16 protein-coding genes are annotated in these 19113 nt (G+C 71.6%); 4 read left to right on the forward strand and 12 right to left on the reverse strand.

Features of this window, described 5'->3' with window-relative positions; translation table 11 throughout:
- Positions 1-46: 46 nt before the first annotated feature.
- The 10 genes from ACMTAK_RS34310 to ACMTAK_RS34355 form a co-directional block, all read right to left on the reverse strand.
- The gene (locus ACMTAK_RS34310) at positions 47-1303 is read right to left on the reverse strand and encodes a pyroglutamyl-peptidase I (RefSeq protein ID WP_413809763.1); all 1257 of its coding nucleotides are present in this window, start codon (positions 1301-1303) and stop codon (positions 47-49) included.
- A 176-nt stretch (positions 1304-1479) separates the two neighbouring features.
- Positions 1480-2649 (reverse strand): aldose epimerase family protein, encoded by a 1170-nt coding sequence (locus tag ACMTAK_RS34315; RefSeq protein WP_413809764.1) that lies wholly within the window; start codon positions 2647-2649, stop codon positions 1480-1482.
- Positions 2650-2691: 42 nt separating this feature from the next.
- On the reverse strand, positions 2692-3924 hold the full coding sequence (gene mmsB / locus ACMTAK_RS34320) for a multiple monosaccharide ABC transporter permease (RefSeq protein ID WP_413809765.1): 1233 nt from the start codon (positions 3922-3924) through the stop codon (positions 2692-2694).
- The gene (gene mmsA, locus ACMTAK_RS34325; RefSeq protein WP_413809766.1) at positions 3921-5483 is read right to left on the reverse strand and encodes a multiple monosaccharide ABC transporter ATP-binding protein; all 1563 of its coding nucleotides are present in this window, start codon (positions 5481-5483) and stop codon (positions 3921-3923) included. The genes mmsB and mmsA overlap by 4 nt, the downstream gene beginning before the upstream one ends.
- A gap of 14 nt (positions 5484-5497) precedes the next feature.
- Positions 5498-6607, reverse strand: a complete 1110-nt coding sequence (gene chvE / locus ACMTAK_RS34330; protein ID WP_413809767.1) for a multiple monosaccharide ABC transporter substrate-binding protein — start codon at positions 6605-6607, stop codon at positions 5498-5500.
- Positions 6608-6640: 33 nt separating this feature from the next.
- Positions 6641-7630 carry a hypothetical protein gene (locus ACMTAK_RS34335; RefSeq protein ID WP_413809768.1) on the reverse strand — a complete coding sequence of 330 codons (990 nt, stop codon included), beginning with the start codon at positions 7628-7630 and terminating at the stop codon, positions 6641-6643.
- A gap of 214 nt (positions 7631-7844) precedes the next feature.
- Positions 7845-8876, reverse strand: a complete 1032-nt coding sequence (locus tag ACMTAK_RS34340; RefSeq protein WP_413809769.1) for a zinc-dependent alcohol dehydrogenase — start codon at positions 8874-8876, stop codon at positions 7845-7847.
- A complete protein-coding gene (locus tag ACMTAK_RS34345) occupies positions 8873-10033 on the reverse strand; it encodes a mandelate racemase/muconate lactonizing enzyme family protein (RefSeq protein ID WP_413809770.1) in 1161 nt (386 codons plus the stop codon). Before ACMTAK_RS34345 ends, ACMTAK_RS34340 begins: the two co-directional genes overlap by 4 nt.
- Positions 10034-10178: 145 nt before the next feature.
- Entirely contained in the window at positions 10179-10547 is a 369-nt protein-coding gene (locus ACMTAK_RS34350) for an erythromycin esterase family protein (protein WP_413809771.1), read from the reverse strand.
- A 138-nt stretch (positions 10548-10685) separates the two neighbouring features.
- Positions 10686-11663: an ArsR family transcriptional regulator gene (locus ACMTAK_RS34355; RefSeq protein ID WP_413809772.1), complete on the reverse strand. Its 978-nt coding sequence runs from the start codon at positions 11661-11663 to the stop codon at positions 10686-10688.
- 104 nt (positions 11664-11767) lie between these two features.
- On the opposite strand from ACMTAK_RS34355, the gene ACMTAK_RS34360 reads away from it, so the two are divergent.
- Complete coding sequence (locus ACMTAK_RS34360; protein WP_413809773.1) at positions 11768-12979, forward strand: MFS transporter; 1212 nt, start codon at positions 11768-11770, stop codon at positions 12977-12979.
- A gap of 199 nt (positions 12980-13178) precedes the next feature.
- Positions 13179-13685, forward strand: coding sequence for a DUF6299 family protein (locus ACMTAK_RS34365; protein ID WP_413809774.1), 507 nt, complete (start codon positions 13179-13181; stop codon positions 13683-13685).
- A 34-nt stretch (positions 13686-13719) separates the two neighbouring features.
- Here the strand turns inward: ACMTAK_RS34365 and ACMTAK_RS34370 are convergent, their stop codons facing one another.
- The gene (locus ACMTAK_RS34370; protein WP_413809775.1) at positions 13720-14325 is read right to left on the reverse strand and encodes a TetR/AcrR family transcriptional regulator; all 606 of its coding nucleotides are present in this window, start codon (positions 14323-14325) and stop codon (positions 13720-13722) included.
- A gap of 122 nt (positions 14326-14447) precedes the next feature.
- Between ACMTAK_RS34370 and ACMTAK_RS34375 the strand changes: the two genes are divergently transcribed.
- Positions 14448-16982, forward strand: a complete 2535-nt coding sequence (locus ACMTAK_RS34375; protein ID WP_413809776.1) for a glycoside hydrolase family 3 protein — start codon at positions 14448-14450, stop codon at positions 16980-16982.
- A 301-nt stretch (positions 16983-17283) separates the two neighbouring features.
- On the opposite strand, the gene ACMTAK_RS34380 is transcribed toward ACMTAK_RS34375, so the two are convergent.
- Positions 17284-18252 carry an SGNH/GDSL hydrolase family protein gene (locus tag ACMTAK_RS34380; protein WP_413809777.1) on the reverse strand — a complete coding sequence of 323 codons (969 nt, stop codon included), beginning with the start codon at positions 18250-18252 and terminating at the stop codon, positions 17284-17286.
- 325 nt (positions 18253-18577) lie between these two features.
- Between ACMTAK_RS34380 and ACMTAK_RS34385 the strand changes: the two genes are divergently transcribed.
- Positions 18578-19072, forward strand: coding sequence for a DUF3145 domain-containing protein (locus ACMTAK_RS34385; RefSeq protein ID WP_044575947.1), 495 nt, complete (start codon positions 18578-18580; stop codon positions 19070-19072).
- The last annotated feature ends 41 nt before the right edge of the window (positions 19073-19113 follow it).

Here is a 19113-nt window from a genome sequence, read left to right on the forward strand (position 1 = left end):
GCCGGGCCCTTGGCTCTGTTGCTCGCCGAGCGCCCGGTCCGCGGCGTCAACGGGTCGTAGCGGCGACCACGGTGAGGACCGAGCGCACCTGGGCGGTGATGGCCTCGCGGTTGTGGACGAAGTCCGGGTCGGTGACCTGTCCCGTGGCGGGGTCGGTGTTGCCCGGCCCGAACTGCAGGACGGGGGTGTGGAGATGGCCGCCCGGGGCCTTCAGGCCGACCGCGTCGCGCAGCAGCGTGGCGCGGTAGGCGATCTCGTTGGAGAGGTAGTCGCCGCCACCGCCCGCGCGGGCCGTCGAGCCGGGGGTCGGGCCGTCCGGGCGGACCACGGGCGTGGAGCCGCCCGCCGGGATCTCGGTGACCTCGGTGTGGTCGTAGACGGGGACCGGGCCGGTGTTCGCCGCGACGATCCGCTCGTAGGGGAGGGTGGTCGTCGTCCACTGCGGTTGGGGGTGCGGGGTCGGTACACCGGACGGGATGGGCACGGTCTCGGTCCGGGAGACGTTCGCGTTGTCGGGGTAGCCGCCCCGCCAGGCGCCGTTGGTGCGCTCGACATCGAAACGGCCCACCCGGCCCTGGCTCACCGTCATAAACGCGTCCACCCGGCGCGGCCCCGACCGGAAGGCGGGCAGCAGCGTCCGCTCGACCGTGCCGTCCGCGAAGTCCGCCCAGCGGACGGGGAAGACGGCCGTCTCGACGCGGGCCGGGCCGCTGTCCGTGCGGATCGTCGTCCCGTCCAGCGCGAGCGCCGCCGCGCCGGAGGGGTTGGATCGGCGCACGTCGGCGTCCAGCTGGAACGGGTCGAAGCCGGTGACCACCATGCGCTTGATGTTCGTACCGGCCGGGAGGTCGAGCGAGTCCTGCCCGCGTGAGGTGCGCTCCAGCGTGTCGAGGAGCGCGGCGCGGCGGGCGTCGGTGAGCGGGAAGCCCGGCTGCCACTGGCCGAGCGCGCGGGTCATCCCGAGCCGCGCCCAGTACAGCGGCCGGTCGTCGTCCCGGCTGAGGTCCCCGCCCGCGGGCCCCCGGCCCTGTACGCGGTCCACGGCGCGTTTCCACAGCGCCCGGCCCTCGCGGGTGATCACACGCTCGGCCTCGGCGGCGGAGTGCGTCCCCGCCAGGGCGCGGGCGAAGTCCGGTGCCACGTCGTCGAACCCGCTGCGGCGCAGGATCTCCTGGGGCGCGGCCTTGTCGAGCCGCTGCTCCTCGACGGTGGGGGTGGCCGTGGCGTCCGGCGCGGCCACGGCGGGGGTGGCGATGGCCAGGGAGACGGCGGCCACGGCGACCAGGGTGTGTATCGGTCTCATACGGGTCCTCTCGGGTGAGGATGAGGGTGGGGGTGGGGGTGGGGGCGAGGGTGGCGGCGACGGATGACGGGGGCTGGGGCTGGTCCCGGGGGAAACGACAACCCCTCCCGTCCCGCGCTCTTGAGCACGGGACGGGAGGGGAACCGATGAGCTACAGGGCCGCGCGGCGGAGCCGCTCAGCGCGTCGAGAACGAGTGCACCGTCGTCGACCGGTAGGTCTGCCCCGGCCGCAGCACCGTCGAGGGGAACGACGGCTGGTTCGGCGAGTCCGGGAAGTGCTGGGTCTCCAGGGCGAAGGCGTCGCCCTGCCGGTAGACCCGTCCCGATGTGCCCGCGAACGTGCCGGTCAGGAAGTTGCCGGTGTAGAACTGCACGCCCGGCTCGGTCGTGGCGATCCGCATCACCCGGCCGGACTCCGGCTCGGTCACCGTCAGGAAGTGTTCCGGACGGCTCGTGATGCCCTTGTCCAGCACGAAGTTGTGGTCGATCCCCTGCCCGTAGAGCACCTGCTGGTGCGCCTCCCGGATGTCCCGGCCGATCTCCTTGGCGCGACGGAAGTCGAACGGGGTCCCGGCCACCCTGGCGAGTTCGCCGGTGGGGATCAGGGTCTTGTCGACCGGGGTGTAGCGGCTGGCGGCGATCTCCAGCCGGTGGTCGTAGACGGAGCCGCTGCCCTCCCCGGCCAGGTTGTAGTACGTGTGGTTGGTGAGGTTCACGACCGTCGCCTTGTCGGTCGTGGCCTCGTAGTCGATGCGGAAGTCGCCCGCCGCCGTGAGGGTGTAGTCCACGCGCACGGTGAGCGTGCCGGGGTAGCCCATCTCGCCGTCGGGGCTCACCCGGCGGAGGGTGAGCCCCACGTCCGCGCCCTTGCGGAACGGCTCCACGGACCAGACGTGCTTGTCGAAGCCCTTGTCGCCGCCGTGCAGGCTGTTCGGCCCGTCGTTGATCGGCAGCTGGTACTTCTTGCCGTCCAGCGTGAAGGTGCCGCGTGCGATGCGGTTGCCGTAGCGGCCGATGAGGGCGCCGAAGTACGGGCTGTCCGCCACATAGGAGTCCAGGTCGTCGAAGCCGAGCGACACATTGGCGCGGCGGCCGTGGCGGTCGGGGATCTCCAGGGCCTGCACGATGCCGCCGTAGCTGAGCACGCGCAGCCGGGTGCGGCCGTTCTCAATCGTCCAGCGGTCGACCCGCGTGCCGTCCGCGAGCGTGCCGAAGTGCTCCTTCACCGCGCCTCCCTTGCCCGCGGAGTCCCCTCCGCCGGCTCCGTGAGCGGTGCCGGTCGTGGCGGCCGAGGCCGCCAGTCCGGCCGCCGCCGCCGTGATCACCGTGCGTCTGCTCGTGGTCATATGCGGCTCCAAAGGCTAGATCCATGAGGGACAGCTGATGGGTTACGACCCGACCTTGCGCTTGTTCCAGACATCGAAGCCGACCGCGGCCAGCAGCACCAGACCCTTGATCACCTGCTGGTAGTCGGTACCGATGCCGACCAGCGACATACCGTTGTTGAGCACGCCGAGCACCAGACCACCGATGATGGCGCCGAGCACCGTGCCCACACCGCCGCTGGCCGAGGCGCCGCCGATGAACGCGGCGGCGATGGCCTCGAGCTCGAAGTTGAGGCCCGCACTGGGGGTGGCGGAGCCCAGCCGGGCGGCGAAGACCAGACCGGCGAGGGCGGCCAGCACACCCATGTTGACGAAGACCAGGAAGGTGACGCGCTTGTCCCGGACGCCGGACAGCTTGGCCGCCGGCTGGTTGCCGCCGAGGGCGTACACATGCCGTCCGACGACGGTGTTGCGCATCACGAAGCTGAAGATCACGAAGAGCCCGGCCAGCACCAGCAGCCCGTACGGCGCCCCGTGCCAGCTGGACAGCGTCATGGTGAAGGCCATCACGGCGGCCACGATCGCGGCGCACTTGACGAAGAACAGCCCCAGCGGCACCACCTCCAGCTCATAGGCCGCCCGCTGCTGCCGGCCCCGCCACTCCTGCCAGACGGCGGCGGCACACACGACGAGGCCGATCACCATGGTGGGGTTGTGGTACTGCGTGTACGGGCCCATCTCCGGGATGAACCCGGTGCTCAACTTCTCGAAGCCGTCGGGGAACGGCGACAGCGACTGCCCGTCCAGCAGGATCTGGGTGCCGCCGCGGAAGGCCAGCATGCCGGCCAGGGTGACGATGAAGGACGGGATGCCTATGTAGGCGATCCAGAACCCCTGCCAGGCCCCGGCCACCGCGCCCAGCAGCAGGCACAGGACGACCGCGAGGCCCCACGGCATATCGTGTTTGATCATCATCGCGCCGGCGGCCGCGCCGATGAAGGCCACGAGCGAGCCGACCGACAGATCGATATGCCCCGCGATGATCACGATCATCATGCCGATCGCGAGGATGAGGATATAGCCGTTCTGCTGCACCAGGCTGGTGACGTTGCCCGGCCGCAGCAGGATGTCGTCCGACCAGATCTGGAAGATGACGATGATCAGGGCGAGCGCGACCAGCATCCCGTACTGGCGCATATTGGACCGCACGCTCTCCAGGAGCAGCGTCCCGACGCTGGAGGAGCCCTTGGCCGGTGGTGGGGCCGGGCTCTCGGTCTTCTGGGTGGCCGTGCTCATCCTTCGTCTCCTCTGTCCCTCGTCATGTGGCGCATCAGAACTTCCTGCGTCGCCTCGGCCCGGGGAACCTCCCCGGTCAACCGCCCGGCCGCCATCGTGTAGATCCGGTCGCACATCCCCAGCAGCTCGCCCAGCTCGGAGGAGATGAAGATGACGGCCTTGCCCTGGGCCGCCAGATCGTTGATGACCGTGTAGATCTCGTACTTGGCCCCGACGTCGATGCCACGGGTGGGCTCGTCGAGGATGAGCACTTCGGGACCCGCGAAGATCCACTTGCTGAGGACGACCTTCTGCTGGTTGCCGCCGCTGAGCCGGCCGACCCGCTCGAAGACCGTGGGCGCCTTGATGTTCATGGTGGTGCGGAACCGCTCGGCGACCCGTGACTCCTCGTGCTCGTTGACCACGCCGCGGCGCGCCACCTTGGTCAGCGAGGAGAGCGAGACATTGCGGCTGATGGTGTCGTCGAGGTTGAGGCCGAAGGTCTTGCGGTCCTCGGTGACGTACGCGATGCCGTGGTCGATCGCCTCCGGGACGGTGCGGGTACGGACCTCCTGGCCGTCCCGGAACACCCGGCCGCCCGCGTAGCGCCCGTACGCCCGCCCGAAGACGCTCATGGCGAGCTCGGTGCGGCCGGCGCCCATCAGCCCGGCGATGCCGACGATCTCACCGCGCCGTACGTTCAGCGACACCCCGTCCACGACCTTGCGCTGCTGGTCGATGGGGTGGTGGACGGTCCAGTCCTCGACGGCCAGGGCCACCTCGGAGGCGTCCTCGCCCTCGTACGGGGTGCGGTCGGGGAAGCGATGGTCGAGGTCGCGGCCGACCATGCCGCGGATGATGCGGTCCTCGGAGATCTCGGGGCTGGCCTCGGGGGTCTCCCGGACGGTCAGGGTTTCGATGGTCTGGCCGTCGCGCAGGATGGTGACGGAGTCGGCGACGCGGCGGATCTCATTGAGCTTGTGGGAGATCAGGATGCAGGAAATGCCCTGCGCCTTGAATTCCAGCAGCAGATCGAGGAGCTTTCCGCTGTCCTCGTCGTTGAGCGCCGCGGTCGGCTCGTCCAGGATGAGCAGCTTCACCTCCTTGGAGAGCGCCTTGGCGATTTCCACCAGCTGCTGTTTGCCCACCCCGATATCGGTGACACGGGTCTGCGGCGAATCCGTCAGACCGACCCGCTTGAGCAGCGCGGTGGCGTGTTTGAGAGTCTCGTTCCAGCTGATGAGGCCGCGCCGGGAGTGTTCATTGCCGAGGAAGATGTTCTCGGCGATGGACAGATAGGGGATCAGCGCCAGTTCCTGATGGATGATGACGATGCCGCGCTGCTCGCTCGCGCGGATGTCCTTGAAGGCGCACGCCTCGCCGTCGAAGAGGATCTCGCCGTCGTAGCTGCCGTGCGGATGTACCCCGCTGACCACCTTCATCAGGGTGGACTTTCCCGCGCCGTTCTCCCCGCAGAGGGCGTGGATCTCACCCTGGCGGACGTGGAGATTGACCTGGGAGAGCGCCTTGACACCGGGGAACGTCTTGGTGATGGAACGCAATTCGAGAATGGTGCTCATAGCCCGGTACCGCCCTACTTCAGCTGCGACGCGGTGTAGTAACCCTGGTCGACCAGCACCTGGGTGTTGGACTTGTCGACGCTGACCGGGTTGAGCAGGTAGGTCGGCACGACCTTCTTGCCGTTGTCGTACGACTTGGTGTCGTTGATCGGGGGCTTGCCGCCGGTCAGCTCCGCCTTGGCGATCTGCACGGTGGCCTTCGCCAGCTTGCGCAGATCCTTGTAGATGGTCTGCGTCTGCTGGCCCCGGATGATGGACTTCACGGAGGCGAGCTCGGCGTCCTGACCGGTGACCACCGGATACGGCTTGGCCTTCGTGCCGTAGCCGGCGCTCTTGAGCGCCGACAGGATGCCGATGGACATGCCGTCGTACGGCGAGAGAACGGCGTCCACGTCGTTGGTGCTGTACGCCTTGTTGAGCAGGTCCTCCATGCGGTCCTGGGCGGCGCTCCCGCTCCACTTCTCGGTGTAGAGCTGATTGAGACTGGTCTGCTTGGAGCGGACGACCAGCTCCTTCTTCTCTATGTACGGCTTGAGCACGCTCATCGCGCCGTTGTAGAAGTACCGGGTGTTGTTGTCGTCCGACGACCCGGCGAACAGCTCGATGTTGAAGGGGCCCTTCCGGCCCTTGGCCAGCCCCAGCTTGTCGACGATGTACTGGCCCTGGAGCCTGCCGACCTTTTCGTTGTCGAAGGTCGCGTAGTAGTCGACGTTCTCCGTGCCCAGCAGCAGCCGGTCGTAGGAGATCACCGGGATGTTGGCGTCATGGGCCTGCTTCAGGACGTCGTTGAGCGCCCCGCCGTTGATCGGCGCGATCACCAGCAGCCGATGACCCTTGGTGATCATGTTTTCGAGCTGGGCCACCTGGGTGCGGACGTCGTCCTCGCCGAACTGCAAGTCCGTCTTGTAGCCCGCCGCCTGGAACTGCTTGGCCACATTGCGGCCGTCGGTGATCCACCGCTCGGAGGACTTCGTCGGCATCGCGATGCCGATCGTGCCTCCCTTTTCCTTGCTCTTGTACCGGCTGCCGCCGACCGCCTCCTGGCCACAGGCCGTGGCGGTCAGCGAGAGCGCGAGGAGGCCGGCGCCTATCGCCGCGGCTCGTGCTCCTCTTACCGTGCGCATGGTGTTGGGGTCCTTCCCTGGGGCGTCATTGCTTCAGGAACTGGGGAGGTCCGCGTCGGCGGTGAAACGCCGCAGCGGACCCGGCAGCCGGGAGCCGAGCGGGGACATCCCGCCGTCCGCGCCCAGCCGGGTGAGCAGGTCGAGCACGAGCCGCCCGCGGCGCACCCGCTCACGGGCGCTGCCCAGCGCCACGTCGCGCAGCTGGGCGCCGTACGGGTAGATCCCCGGGGATTTGCTGAGCCCGAACTTCAGATAGATGGGGGCGCCGCGCCGGATCAGCTCCGCCGCGTCATAGAGCCGGACGTAGCCGCCGAGGTCGTCCGGGGCCTCGACGTAGAAGTCCATCGGGGCGCGGGAGACCCGGCGGATCTCGGTGAGGTGCTCCAGCGTCAGGTCCGAGGGGATGTTGATGGAGTCGGCCCCGAGCCGCTCGTACACCGCGAACGAGGCCGGGTTGACCGGGCCGACGAGCGCGGACAGCTTGAAGGTGGTGTCCGCGGGCAGCTCGCCGCTCGCCCGCAACCGGTTCAGCAGCCACAGCACCCCCTCGTCGGCCACCAGCAGGCACTTCACGCCCAGCGAGACCGCGCGCAGCGCGTCCTCCACACAGCCGGCCACCGCGTCATGGCCACGGGCGCGCAGGCCCCCGCCGCCGGAGTCGGAGCGGGTGGCGCCGCCGATGTCCCAGGTGCCGCGGGGGCCGGTGAACAGGCACAGCTCGGCGTTCCGCTCGGCGCAGCACTCCACCATCTCGGTGATCTCGGCATCGGTGAGCATCCAGACGCCGCTGCCCTGGCTGATCCGGTGGATCGGCACATCCAGCCGCCCGGCCTCCTTGAACACGGTGGCCAGCGCCTCCGGGCCCTCGACGGAGGGGATCTCGGTGCGCCAGGTGCCGCCGTCGGGGAAGGTGTGCGCGGAGGCGTCGGCGGGGTCGGGGGCGGGCGCGGCGTGGCCGAGCGAGGCGAGGGCCGCGTCGGCGGGGCGGCGGGGGCCGGAAGAGGCGGGTGAGGCGGCGGTCACGGTGCTCCCTGTGGAGTGATGGCCGGTGGTTCGGCGTCCGGCTGGTGCTGCCCAGGACATCGTTGTCCTAGTGGGGCTGGGGTGATGACTAGAGACGGGCCGGAGGACTGGTGGGATGACTGGAGTCGGGTCCGAAAGGCTGGTGGGACGACCGGAGTCGGGGGCGGGAGGCTTGACGCGGCGAGGTTTGGCACAGCGAGGCTCGATCCATGGGCTAGTCGAGGCCCCGCGGACGCAGCAGCACCTTGCCGACGGCCGGATCGCCGCTGCCGACCAGCTCGATCGCCGAGGCGAAGTCGGTCAGCGGCAGCTCATGGGTGATCAGCGGCCGCAGGCTCAGCAGCCCGGCGTCGAACACCCGTACGGCGTGCGACCAGGCGGCGGGCGGGGCCCCGAAGACGGTCTGCACCTCGATCTGGCGGACCACCAGATCGGTGGGGTCAAGACCCTCCGCGCCCGCCGCCGGGATGCCGGTGAGCACCAGCCGGCCGCCCCGGCGCAGCAGCGAGGCCGAGGTACGGGCGGCGGAGGCCGATCCGGCGGTCTCGATCACCACGTCATAGCCCGAGAGCTGGTCGGACAGCTGGTCCCGGGAGCGGAACTCGGTGCCGCCGAAGGACAGCGACAGCTGCTCCCGGTCCGGGCGGGTGCCCACCACCAGCAGCCGCGCGGGGGAGACGGCGGCGAGGAACTGCACGGCGATCATGCCGAGCGTGCCGGTGCCGACCACCGCGACCCGCTCACCGGGCTGGGTCCGGGCCTTGAGCGCCGCAGCGGCGACGCACGCGGCGGGCTCGAGCAGCGCGGCCGCGCCCAGGTCGGCGTCGTCGGACAGCGGGTGCAGCAGCCGGGCCGGCAGGGCCAGGGTGTCGGCCATCGCCCCGGGCTGGGTGAAGCCGGTCTCCTCGTACCCGGCCGTGCACAAGGTGGTGTCCCCGGCGTGACAGCGGTCGCACACCTGGCAGTTGCGGAACCCCTCGCCGACGACCTTACGGCCGACGAGCGCCTCCGGGACGCCCGCGCCGACCGCCTCGACCGTCCCGGACCACTCATGGCCGGGGGTGACGGGGTAGCGGACGTATCCCTCGGGCCGGTTGCCCTGGTACAGCTCGCGGTCGCTGCCGCAGATCCCGGAGGCGTGCACCCGCACCCGCGCGTCGCCGGGGGCGGGCGCGGCCTCTTCGGCCGCGGTGCCGGTCTCGACGAGACGGAACGCGCCGGGGGCGTCGAGGACGAGCGCGGTCACTGCCGTCCGCCCTTCGGGTCCCGCTTCTCCCAGCCCTCGGCCCACAGGTCGAAGTGGGCCTGCTGCTGGGGGAATTCGGCCGCCGCGTCGGTGTCCAGCTCCACGCCGAGGCCGGGCTCGTGGGAGAGCTGGAAGTAGCCGTCCACGACCTGCGGGGCGCCCTTGACCACCTTCTTGATCTCCGCGTCGGCGAAGTCGTTGAAGTGCTCAAGGATCTTGAAGTTCGGGGTGCAGCCGGCGACCTGGAGCGACGCGGCGGTCAGCACCGAGCCGCCCACGTTGTGCGGGGCGATCAGGACGTAGTGGGTCTCGGCCGTGGCGGCCAGCTTGCGCGTCTCGCCGATGCCGCCGATGTGGCCGACGTCGGGCTGGATGATGTCGGCGGCCTGCGACTCGAACAGCTCGCGGAACTCGATCCGGTCGTGGATGCGCTCGCCCGTGGCGATCGGCAGCCGCGTCTTCTCCGCCACCTTCGCGAGCGCCTTGAGGTTCTCCGGCGGCACCGGCTCCTCCAGCCACGACGGGTGGAAGCGCTCCAGCTCGCTCGCGATCCTTACGGCCGTCGCCGGGCTGAACCGCCCGTGCATCTCCACCAGCAGCTCGGTCTCCGGCCCGATCGCGTCCCGCACGGCCTCCACGAGGGAGAGCGAGTGCAGGGTCTCGGCGTGGTCCAGCTCGAAGTGGCCGGTGCCGAAGGGGTCCAGCTTCAGCGCCCGGTAGCCGCGCTCGACCACCGTGGAGGCCGCCTTGTGGAACGCCTCGGGCGTGCGCTCGACGGTGTACCAGCCGTTGGCGTACGCCTTGACCCGGTCTGTCACCTTTCCGCCGAGCAGCTGCCAGACGGGCACCCCGAGCGCCTTGCCCTTGATGTCCCAGCAGGCCATCTCCACACAGGCGATGCCGGACATCACGATCTCGCCCGCCCGGCCGTAGTCGCCGTACTTCATCCGCCGGACCAGGTCCTCCACCGCGAACGGATCCGAACCGGCGAGGTGATTGGTCTCGGCCTCACGCAGATAGCCCAGCAGCGCATCGGTCCGCCCGAGCATGCGGGTCTCGCCGACGCCGGTGATCCCCTCGTCCGTATGGACCTGCACATAGGTGAGATTGCGCCAGGGGGTGCCGACGACATGCGTACTGATACCGGTGATGCGCACAGCAATCGACCCTTCGCGGTGTTCGATATTTCGTCACTCGTTCGAAATCTTGACGTGACGGTAGTGAGAGCCTGTCAAGGGTGTCAATGGTTGTGCGTCGAATGACGTTCGAACGTGACAACCCATCATGACCGATCAAGAACCATCATGACCGATCATTTCGCTGGGCAACATGTCTGCCGGAATGTTCGTTGGAGACGCTGTGGCGCGGGGCTCGGTCTCTCGTGTGCGAGAGCAAACGGGCCGAGGTGACCTCTCGTACATGGAGGACGGCGTCGCACCAGTCCGCGAGCGATCCGCCGGAGAGGTGGTGGGCGGCATCGTCGGCCGGGTCGTAGCCAGGACCGAGCAGGCGTGTTCTGGTCGGCGTGGCGAACCAGGCCCGCACGGGAGCCGGGCTGTCGGCGCGCGGGTCCAGGAGGTGGGCGTCCAGTGCGGTGCCTCCCAGGATCGCGTCAGCGAACTCCGCCGGCGGCTCCGGTACCGGACCGGATGAGCGTGATCCTTGATCCATCTGTCACCATCTCGGTCATGGCCGGACCCCCTTGATCGGAATTGGTTGGTTTCGGAAACGCGCCCGGTCGTGGCCGACACGGCGAGAGCAGGCACGGACATGAACCAAGGTTGAGGTCAAGCCAAGGGGGGACGGCGGCTACGAACCGCTTCGCTGTGCCCGCACCAGTACCTCGCCCGCCGTCGTCCGGTCGTACAGAACCGATCGCCCCGCCCGGCGCCTGCGGACCAGGCGGGCCTCGCGCAGGACGCGCAGATGGCGGCCGATCGAGCCCAGGGTCTGGCCGGTGAGGGCCACCAGATGGGTGGTGCTCTTCGGGGTGTCGAGGAGGAGCAGGACGCTCGCGCGGGACGGGCCGAGGAGGCGGGCGAGGGGGTCGGCGGTCGGCTGCGGGTCGGGCACGGCGAGGGCACCGGCGCACGGGTAGATCACGGCGTAGCGGTGCGGCGCGTCCCAGGAGACCCATCCGGCGGCGGGCGTGACGGGGACGAAGAGCAGCTGGGCGCCGTGGACCGCGCGGGGCGGGTTGTCGTGGGCGTTGATCTGCAGCCGGCTGCCGCCCAGCCAGCGCATCCCCGGCCGCATACCGTCCAGGACGGCCGCCCAGCCGCCCTGGCTCACCTGGCCGGTGCGCGCCACCACATCGGCCTCGATGATCCGGCGGCGGTGCGGCCAGGTGGGCCGTACGGCCTCCGCCCACACCCACTCCAGCAGCTCCGCGAGGAGCCCCGGCAGATCGTCGCGGCGCAGCGCCGCCGGGAGCGGGGAGCGGCCCAGTGAGACCGTGAGGTCGGAGCGGGCGGCGGCCGGGGCCGTCGTACGGACGCGGGCCAGCTCCTCCTCGAAGGACGGCTCGCCCTCGCCGGGCGGCGCCTGGGTGAGGAAGTCCGCGAGCCAGGTCCGGCCCAGCGCGGCCCGGACGAGCAGCGCGGTCACCGGGTCGTCGGCCAACCGCGCCCGGTAGGCCGGCAGATGGGCGTCGAGCCAGGCCCGCTCGCCCGGGTGCGCGGCGCTCGCCCGCTCCAGGGTGATCAGGGCGGCGGTGGTCTCGGCCAGGGCGGAGAGGACGAACCGGCCGCCCGCGAGCGTGTCCGCGTCCACCAGCCACAGCCCCATCCGGCCACCCCCGCCGCCACCCGTGGTCGCGCCTCGTCCCGCGTCGTTTCGCGTCCGCGCGAAACATTAACGCCGCCGCGCGGCGACTCCCGAGCCTGAAGGCCATGCGCACATATCGAGAAGTGTTCCGGGCCCCGGAGTTCACCCCGCTGTTCCTGGTGTCCGCCACCCAGGTGGCCGCCTCCACGGCGAGCGGACTCGCCCTCGCCACCCTGGTCTACGCCGCGACCGGCTCACCACTGCTCTCCGCGCTCAGCATGTTCGGCCCCTCGCTCGCCCAGGTGGCGGGCGCGCTGGCGCTGCTGTCGGCGGCCGACCGGCTGCCGCCGCGCGCCGCGCTGTCCGGGCTGTCGGCGCTCTTCGCCCTGGGGACCGCCGCGTTGGCCCTCCCCGGGCTGCCCGTGGCGGCCGTCCTCGCCATCGTCTTCGGGCTGGGCGCGGCGGCCTCCCTCGGCGGGGCCGTCCGCTACGGGCTGCTCACCGAGATCCTGCCCAAGGACGGCTATCTGCTGGGCCGTTCGGTGCTCAACATGTCGGGCGGCACCATGCAGATCGGCGGATACGCGGCCGGTGGCCTCCTCGTGACCGCCCTCTCGGCGCGCGGCACCCTGCTCACCGCCGCCGCGCTGTACGCGCTGGCCGGGGCCACCGCCCGGTTCGGCATGAGCGGGCGCGCGGCACGGGCCGGCGGACGGCCGTCGGTCGCCGAGACCTGGCGCGTCAACGCCCGGCTGTGGTCCTCCGCGCCCCGCCGCCGTGTCTACTACGCGCTCTGGGTGCCCAACGGGCTGATCGTCGGCTGTGAGTCCCTCTTCGTGCCCTACGCGCCCCGGCACGCCGGGCTGCTCTTCGCCGTGGGCTCCCTCGGCATGCTGATGGGGGACCTCCTCACCGGACGGCTGCTGCCGCCGCACCGGCGGGAGCGGCTCGCGGCGCCCCTGCGGCTGCTGCTCGCCGCGCCGTATCTGGTCTTCGCACTGCACCCGCCGCTGCCGCTCGCGCTGGCCGCCGTCGCCCTCGCCTCGATCGGCTTCTCGGCCACGCTGGCGCTCCAGCAGCGGCTGATGGCCCTGACACCGGACGAGATGAGCGGCCAGGCCCTGGGGCTGCACTCCTCCGGCATGCTCACCATGCAGGGCGTGTCCGCGGCCCTCGCGGGCGCGCTGGCCCAGCCCACCTCGCCGGCGGTGGCGATGGCCACGCTGGCGGCGGTCTCCGTGGCCGTCACCCTTGCCCTGGCCCCGGGGCTGCGGGGCGATCCGGCGGCGGCACGCCCGCGCGAAGCGGCCCCGTCGGAGGAGGCGGTCCGGGAGTGAGCACCGTAAGGGCGCGGATGAGCACCGTAAGGGCGTCACCGGGGGCGACCGGTCGCGGGGCCGTGGGGTCAACCGGGCGCCCGGCGGCCACCCGTTGGGCGGTGCCGGACACGCCGCACGGGGGTGAGGTTCCCCCGGACGGGTTCGGGCGCCCGGTAGCTGTACGGGCAACTGAACTCCCGCCCCAGGAGGTACGTCCATGCGCAACCGCCGCCGCGCCCTCGGCGCCCTTACCGTTCTTCTCATGGCGGCGCCTGCCGCCCACGCCGCGCCTGCCGCCCACGCCGCGCCCGCCGCCCACGCCGCGCCCGCCGCCCACGCCCGGCCCGACGGGCCGCGTCTGCCCCTGCCCTGGACCGACGATCTGACCATCGACCGCACCGGGGACGTCACCCCGGACGGATCCGTCACGCTGTACGGCAGCTACCGATGCGTCCGGGAAGGGATGGAGTACTCGCGGGCCAGCGTGCTCGTCACCCTCACCCAGGGCCGGGAGCGCCACGGCCTCGGTGGCTATGGCGCGGTCTGCGACGGACAGCGGCACCGCTGGCTGATCGACGCGGTGGACGTGGGGCGGTACGAACCGGGACCGGCGGACGCCGAGATCACGCTGTTGAGGTTCGACACCGATGGCTCCTTCGTGCCGATGCCGAGGAACGCGGCCGGGGTCGAGCGGGGGGTCAGGCTGGTGGGCGGCGACGGCTGAGCCACCGTCACGAGACGGCCCGCCCGCACGGCCGTCACGCCTCGGCCGCTTCGTCTCCCTGCCCCAGCAGGGAGACGAAGGCCCGGAAGAGGGCGGGCATGTCCAGCGCGTCCCGGTCGTGCAGCCACTGGAACTGGAGCCCGTCCATCACCGCCACCAGCAGCGGCGCGGCGGCCTCGGGGGTGAGCCCGCCGGGGAGCCGGTCGCCGAACTCGCCGCGCAGGATGGCCGCCATGTCGGCGCGCACCTTGTCATAGCGCTGGGTGAAGAAGCCGCGCGCGGGGTGGTCGTCGGTGACGCTCTCACCGAGGAGCGCGGAGAAGGTCTGGACGACGCCGGGGCGCATCGCGTTGTACTCCACCAGCGAGGCGAGCAGGTCCAGCGGCCATACGTGCCCTCCGTCGCGCCGCGCGGAGCCGGTGTCCCACTGGTCGCGCTCCTCGAGCACGGCGATGAGGAGCGAGTCCTTGGTGGGGAAGTAGTGGAGCAGCCCCTGTTGGGTGAGGCCCACCCGCTCGGCGACCGCGCCGAGGGTCGCGCCTCGGTAGCCGCGCTCGGCGATCACTTCGAGCGCGCAGCGGACGATCTCCGCCCGTCGTTCCTCACCACGTCTGGTACCGCGCTCGGTCGCCCTCTCCATGCCCGTACCGTAGAGCATGTTTGATAACGAGTCGATAACGGTACCTACCTGGCGACAGGTTCTCGGGTCCACGATGGCCCCGGACGAGGACCGGACGGGACCCGCACCGGGAGGGGCGAGCGATGGCGGACGCGATCGGCGAGGGTGGCGAGGGCGGCGAGGGGCGCACGGCCGAGGCCGTGGAGAAGGCCCTCGGCCTGCTGGATCTGGACACCAAGGCGCGGCTGCTGTCCGGGCAGGACATGTGGAGCCTGCCCGCCGTTCCGGCGATCGGGCTGCGCTCCCTGGTGATGTCGGACGGCCCGATCGGCGTCCGTGGCGTCCACTGGACCGCCGACGACCCCTCCGTCGCCCTGCCCAGCCCCACCGCGCTCGCCGCGACCTGGGACCCGGAGCTCGCCCGGCGGGCGGGGCGGCTGCTCGCGCAGGAGGCGCGGCGCAAGGGCGTCCATGTGCTGCTCGCGCCCACGGTCAATCTGCACCGCTCCCCGCTGGGCGGCCGCCACTTCGAGGCCTACAGCGAGGATCCGTATCTCACCGGCGAGATCGGCACCGGCTATGTGACGGGTGTGCAGGACGGCGGAGTGGGCACCACCGTCAAGCACTTCGTGGCCAACGACGCCGAGACCGAGCGCTTCACCGTCGACAACCGGATCGCCGCGCGGGCGCTGCGCGAGCTGTATCTCGCGCCCTTCGAAGCCATCGTCAAGAACGCCCGCCCCTGGGGCGTCATGGCCGCCTACAACGGGGTCAACGGCTCGACCATGACCGAGCACCGCGAGCTTCAGCAGGGGGTGCTGCGCGGCGAATGGGGCTTCGACGGCTTCATCGTCTCCGACTGGATGGCGGCCCGTGACACCGTGCGGGGGCTCAAGGGCGGGCTCGATGTGGCGATGCCCGGCCCGCGGACCGTCTACGGCGAGGCGCTGGCCGCCGCGGTGCGCGATGGCCAGGTGAGCGAGGCGGAGCTGGACGAGGCGGTGCGGCGGCTGCTCACCCTGGCCGCCAGGGTCGGCGTCCTGGACGGCGCGGCCCCGGCCGTCGCCCCCGCCGACCGGCCAGGCCCGATCGACGGGGACGTGCTGGCCCGCGAGATCGCCCGGCGCTCCTTCGTGCTGCTGCGGAACGAGGGCGCGGGCGGCCGGGAAGCGGTGCTGCCCCTCGACCCCGGCGCCCCCGGCGGGGTGCGGTCGCTGGCCCTGATCGGCGCCGCGGCGCGCGATGCCCGGGTGCTGGGCGGCGGCTCGGCGGTGGTCTTCCCCGACCATGTGGTCTCACCGCTCGACGGGCTGCGGGCCGCCCTGCCCCCGGGCGTCGAGCTCAGCTACGCCGTGGGTGCCGACCCCACCGATGAACTCGCCCCCGCCGCCCAGGGCTTCGAGCTGCGCGCCGTGGTCCGGGCCGCGGACGGGCGGGTGCTGGGCGAGTCCCGGCTGGCCGGCGGGCAGGTGCAGTGGATCAGCGACTTCCCCGACGGGGTGAGCTTCCAGGAGCTGCACACCGTCGAGACCGTCGGCACCTTCACCCCGCGCGAGAGCGGCGCCCACTCCTTCGGCACCAGGGGGCTGGGCGGCCTCCGGCTGGCCGTGGACGGCAAGGTGCTCTTCGAGGGGGAGCAACACCCGGCGGACGTCGGCGACCCCTTCGAGGCCTTCATGGGCTCGCCCGTGCCCCGGGGCCAGGTGGAGCTCACGGCGGGCGAACCGGTGGAAGTCAGCCTCACCTGCGCGGTGGCCCGCCCCGAGGACGCCCTTCTCGACGCCGTCTCCTTCAGCCTGCTGCACCGGGCCCCGGAGCGGGACGCCGAGGAGCTGATCCAGGAGGCCGTCGCCGCGGCCTCGGCGGCCGAGGCGGCCGTGGTGGTGGTGGCCACCACCGAGCGGGTCGAGAGCGAGGGGTTCGACCGCGGGCATCTGCGGCTGCCGGGCCGTCAGGACGAGCTGGTGCGCCGGGTCGCCGCCACCGGCACCCCCACCGTGGTGGTGGTCAACGCGGGCTCACCGGTCGAGATGGCCTGGCGGGACGAGGTCGCCGCGGTGCTGCTGAGCTGGTTCCCGGGCCAGGAGGCGGGGGCCGCGCTCGCCGACGTCCTGCTGGGCGCGGAGGAGCCCGGCGGCCGCCTGCCCACGACCTGGCCCCAGCGGCTCGAGGACGCCCCGGTCAGCACGGTCACGCCCAGCGAGGGCCGACTGGTCTACGACGAGGGCGTGTTCATCGGCTACCGCGCGTGGGAGCGGCGGGAGGGGACCGCTCCGGCGTACTGGTTCGGCCATGGCCTCGGCTACACGGACTGGGCGTATGAGGCGATGGACTTCACCCCCGCGGAGGGCGACGGCGAGGCGCTGGGCACGGTGACCGTGCGGGTCCGCAATACGGGTGCCAGGACGGGCCGTGAGGTCGTGCAGATCTATCTCGCCGTGCCCGGGGACGACGGGGTGGAGCGGCCGGTGCGCCGCCTCGCGGGCTTCGCATCGGTGGACGCGGCCCCGGGGGAGACGGCGGAGGCGACCATCCCCGTGCCCCGCCGGGCGGCGGAGATCTGGGACGAGACGAAGGGCGCCTGGCGCCTGATCCCGGGCACCTACGCGGCGGAGGCGGGCCGCAGCGTAGCCGACCGCCGCCTGTCGGCCCCGGTGCCCGTGCAGCCGACACCCTGAGCCACGCCGCCCGACACGCGCCGAGGCCGCTCGCGTCCACCAGCCAGAGGACGCCCGACGATCCGCGCCGCCTACGGCAGGCTGTCCCCTCCCCGCCCCTTCCCGAACCTGGGGCTCTGCCCCAGCCCCCGGAGCACCGGGGCTGCACCCCAGGCCCCGGAGGGGCGGGGCTGCACCCCTGCGCCCGGGGGCCAGGGGTGCAGCCCCTGCCGGGCGGCGGAGCCGCACGAAGGGAGGGGGCCCGCGTCCCGCGCCCGGCTTCCGGGCCCCGGCCGGGAGCCGGGCGCGGCCGGGGTCAGGGTCAGGGCGCGGTGATGCGGCGGTAGGCCATGTCGGCCAGTTGCGCCTGGCCCGCCTTGCTGGGGTGGAACCAGTCCCATTTGCTCAGCTCATGCGTGGTGAAGCGGTACTTGTGCACCGCCGGGTCGTACCGGCACAGCACATCCCGCCCACACACGTCCTTCAGCACCTTGTTGTACTCGGTCACCCGGTCCGACACCCGCTGTCGGCGGTCGTTGGAGGCCGCGTCCAGGTCCTGGGAGTCCTTCAGCATCGACGGGCAGATGCCCAGCTTCCAGATCTGCCGCCCGAAGACGTTCTTGCGCCCTTCCGACCACAGCCGCTTCAGATCCGGCACGCTGGCCACATACACCTGCGTCTTCGGCAGATCACGGCGCAGCCGGGTGAGCGCCGAGGTGAAGGTGGTGCGGAACTGCTCGGGTGAGGTCATGTCGTCCACCGAGTCCCGGCAGGCGTCATTGGCGCCGATCATCACGGTGATCAGCTTCGGCCTGCGGGCCGCGGCCGCCTCGATCTGGCCGGGGAGGTCGGCCACGACCGCGCCGGTCTTGGCGAAGTTCCAGGCGTGGGTCCCCGCGTCGGCGGTGGCGGAGGGCAGCAGCCGCTGGGCGAGGCTCCGCACATCGGTGCCGGTGGACCACGACACCTCGGGGCAGTCGGAGAGCACCGAACAGGCGTCGAAGCCGCGGGTGATGGAGTCGCCCACGGAGGCGATCGAGGTCGGCCGGGTGTTCCAGACGATGGACCGCTTGGCGCCGGGCGTCTTCCCCGCGCGGGTCGGCCCGTGCCGTGAGGGGTCGTCCGAGCTGCCGAAACAGCCCGCTGAGCTCAGCACGGCGGCGGTGGTGAACAGCACCATGCCCGTGCGTCCAGCGGTGCGCCCGGTGGGGCGCGGGGACGGGCGCACGATCGTACGCGTGGTCGAGGAAGCGGCCGCCGATCGCTTCCGGCGTGTCGCGCTGACCCGCATGGCTGTTCCCCCTCCGGCTGTTGGGTGATATCTGTCCGGACCGACGGTACGTCACTCCTCCGGCTGGCTCGCACGGTACGTTTTTCTTGCGCCAGATGAGCGTCGTCCCGGCGACAAGGCGCGCTATGCGGTACCAGCACATTACGCCCCGTCACATCCTGTCCACTTTCTAGAGAATTCTGCACGATAAATTTCACTGAAGGTGACGTCGAGACTGGTGTGGGAGTGATCACTAGGGCAGAATGTGATCCGATGTCCCGGGCGGGACCGGTACGGGCGCGAGGCCGCTGGGGAAGGCGCACCTCGAACCGCACAGGAGGCACCGGTGACGACCCGTGGAGTTCTGTATGTGCATTCCGCTCCGCGCGCGCTGTGCCCGCACGTCGAATGGGCCATCGCGGGCGTCCTCGGCGTGCGTGTCACCCTCGACTGGATCAAGCAGCCGGCGGCGAACGGCACCTGGCGTGCCGAGTTCTCCTGGCAGGGCGAGGTCGGCACGGCCTCCAAACTGGCCTCCGCGCTCCGCGGCTGGCATCTGCTGCGCTTCGAGGTGACCGCCGAGCCCTGCGCCACCGCCGAGGGCGAGCGCTACAGCTCCACCCCCGAACTCGGCATCTTCCACGCCGTCACCGGAATGCACGGCGACATCCTGATCCCCGAGGACCGGCTGCGCGCCGCCCTCGCCCGCTCCGCCCGCGGCGAGAGCGACCTCGAGGCGGAGATCGCCAAACTGCTCGGCAAGCCCTGGGACGACGAGCTGGAGCCGTTCCGCTACGCGGGTGAGGGCGCCCCGGTCCGCTGGCTGCACCAGGTCGTCTGAGCACCTGACGCGCCGCCATCCCTTTGGCCGGGACCCCGCTC

The organism is Streptomyces lacaronensis (assembly GCF_047337785.1).
Taxonomy (GTDB): Bacteria; Actinomycetota; Actinomycetes; order Streptomycetales; family Streptomycetaceae; genus Streptomyces; species Streptomyces lycopersici.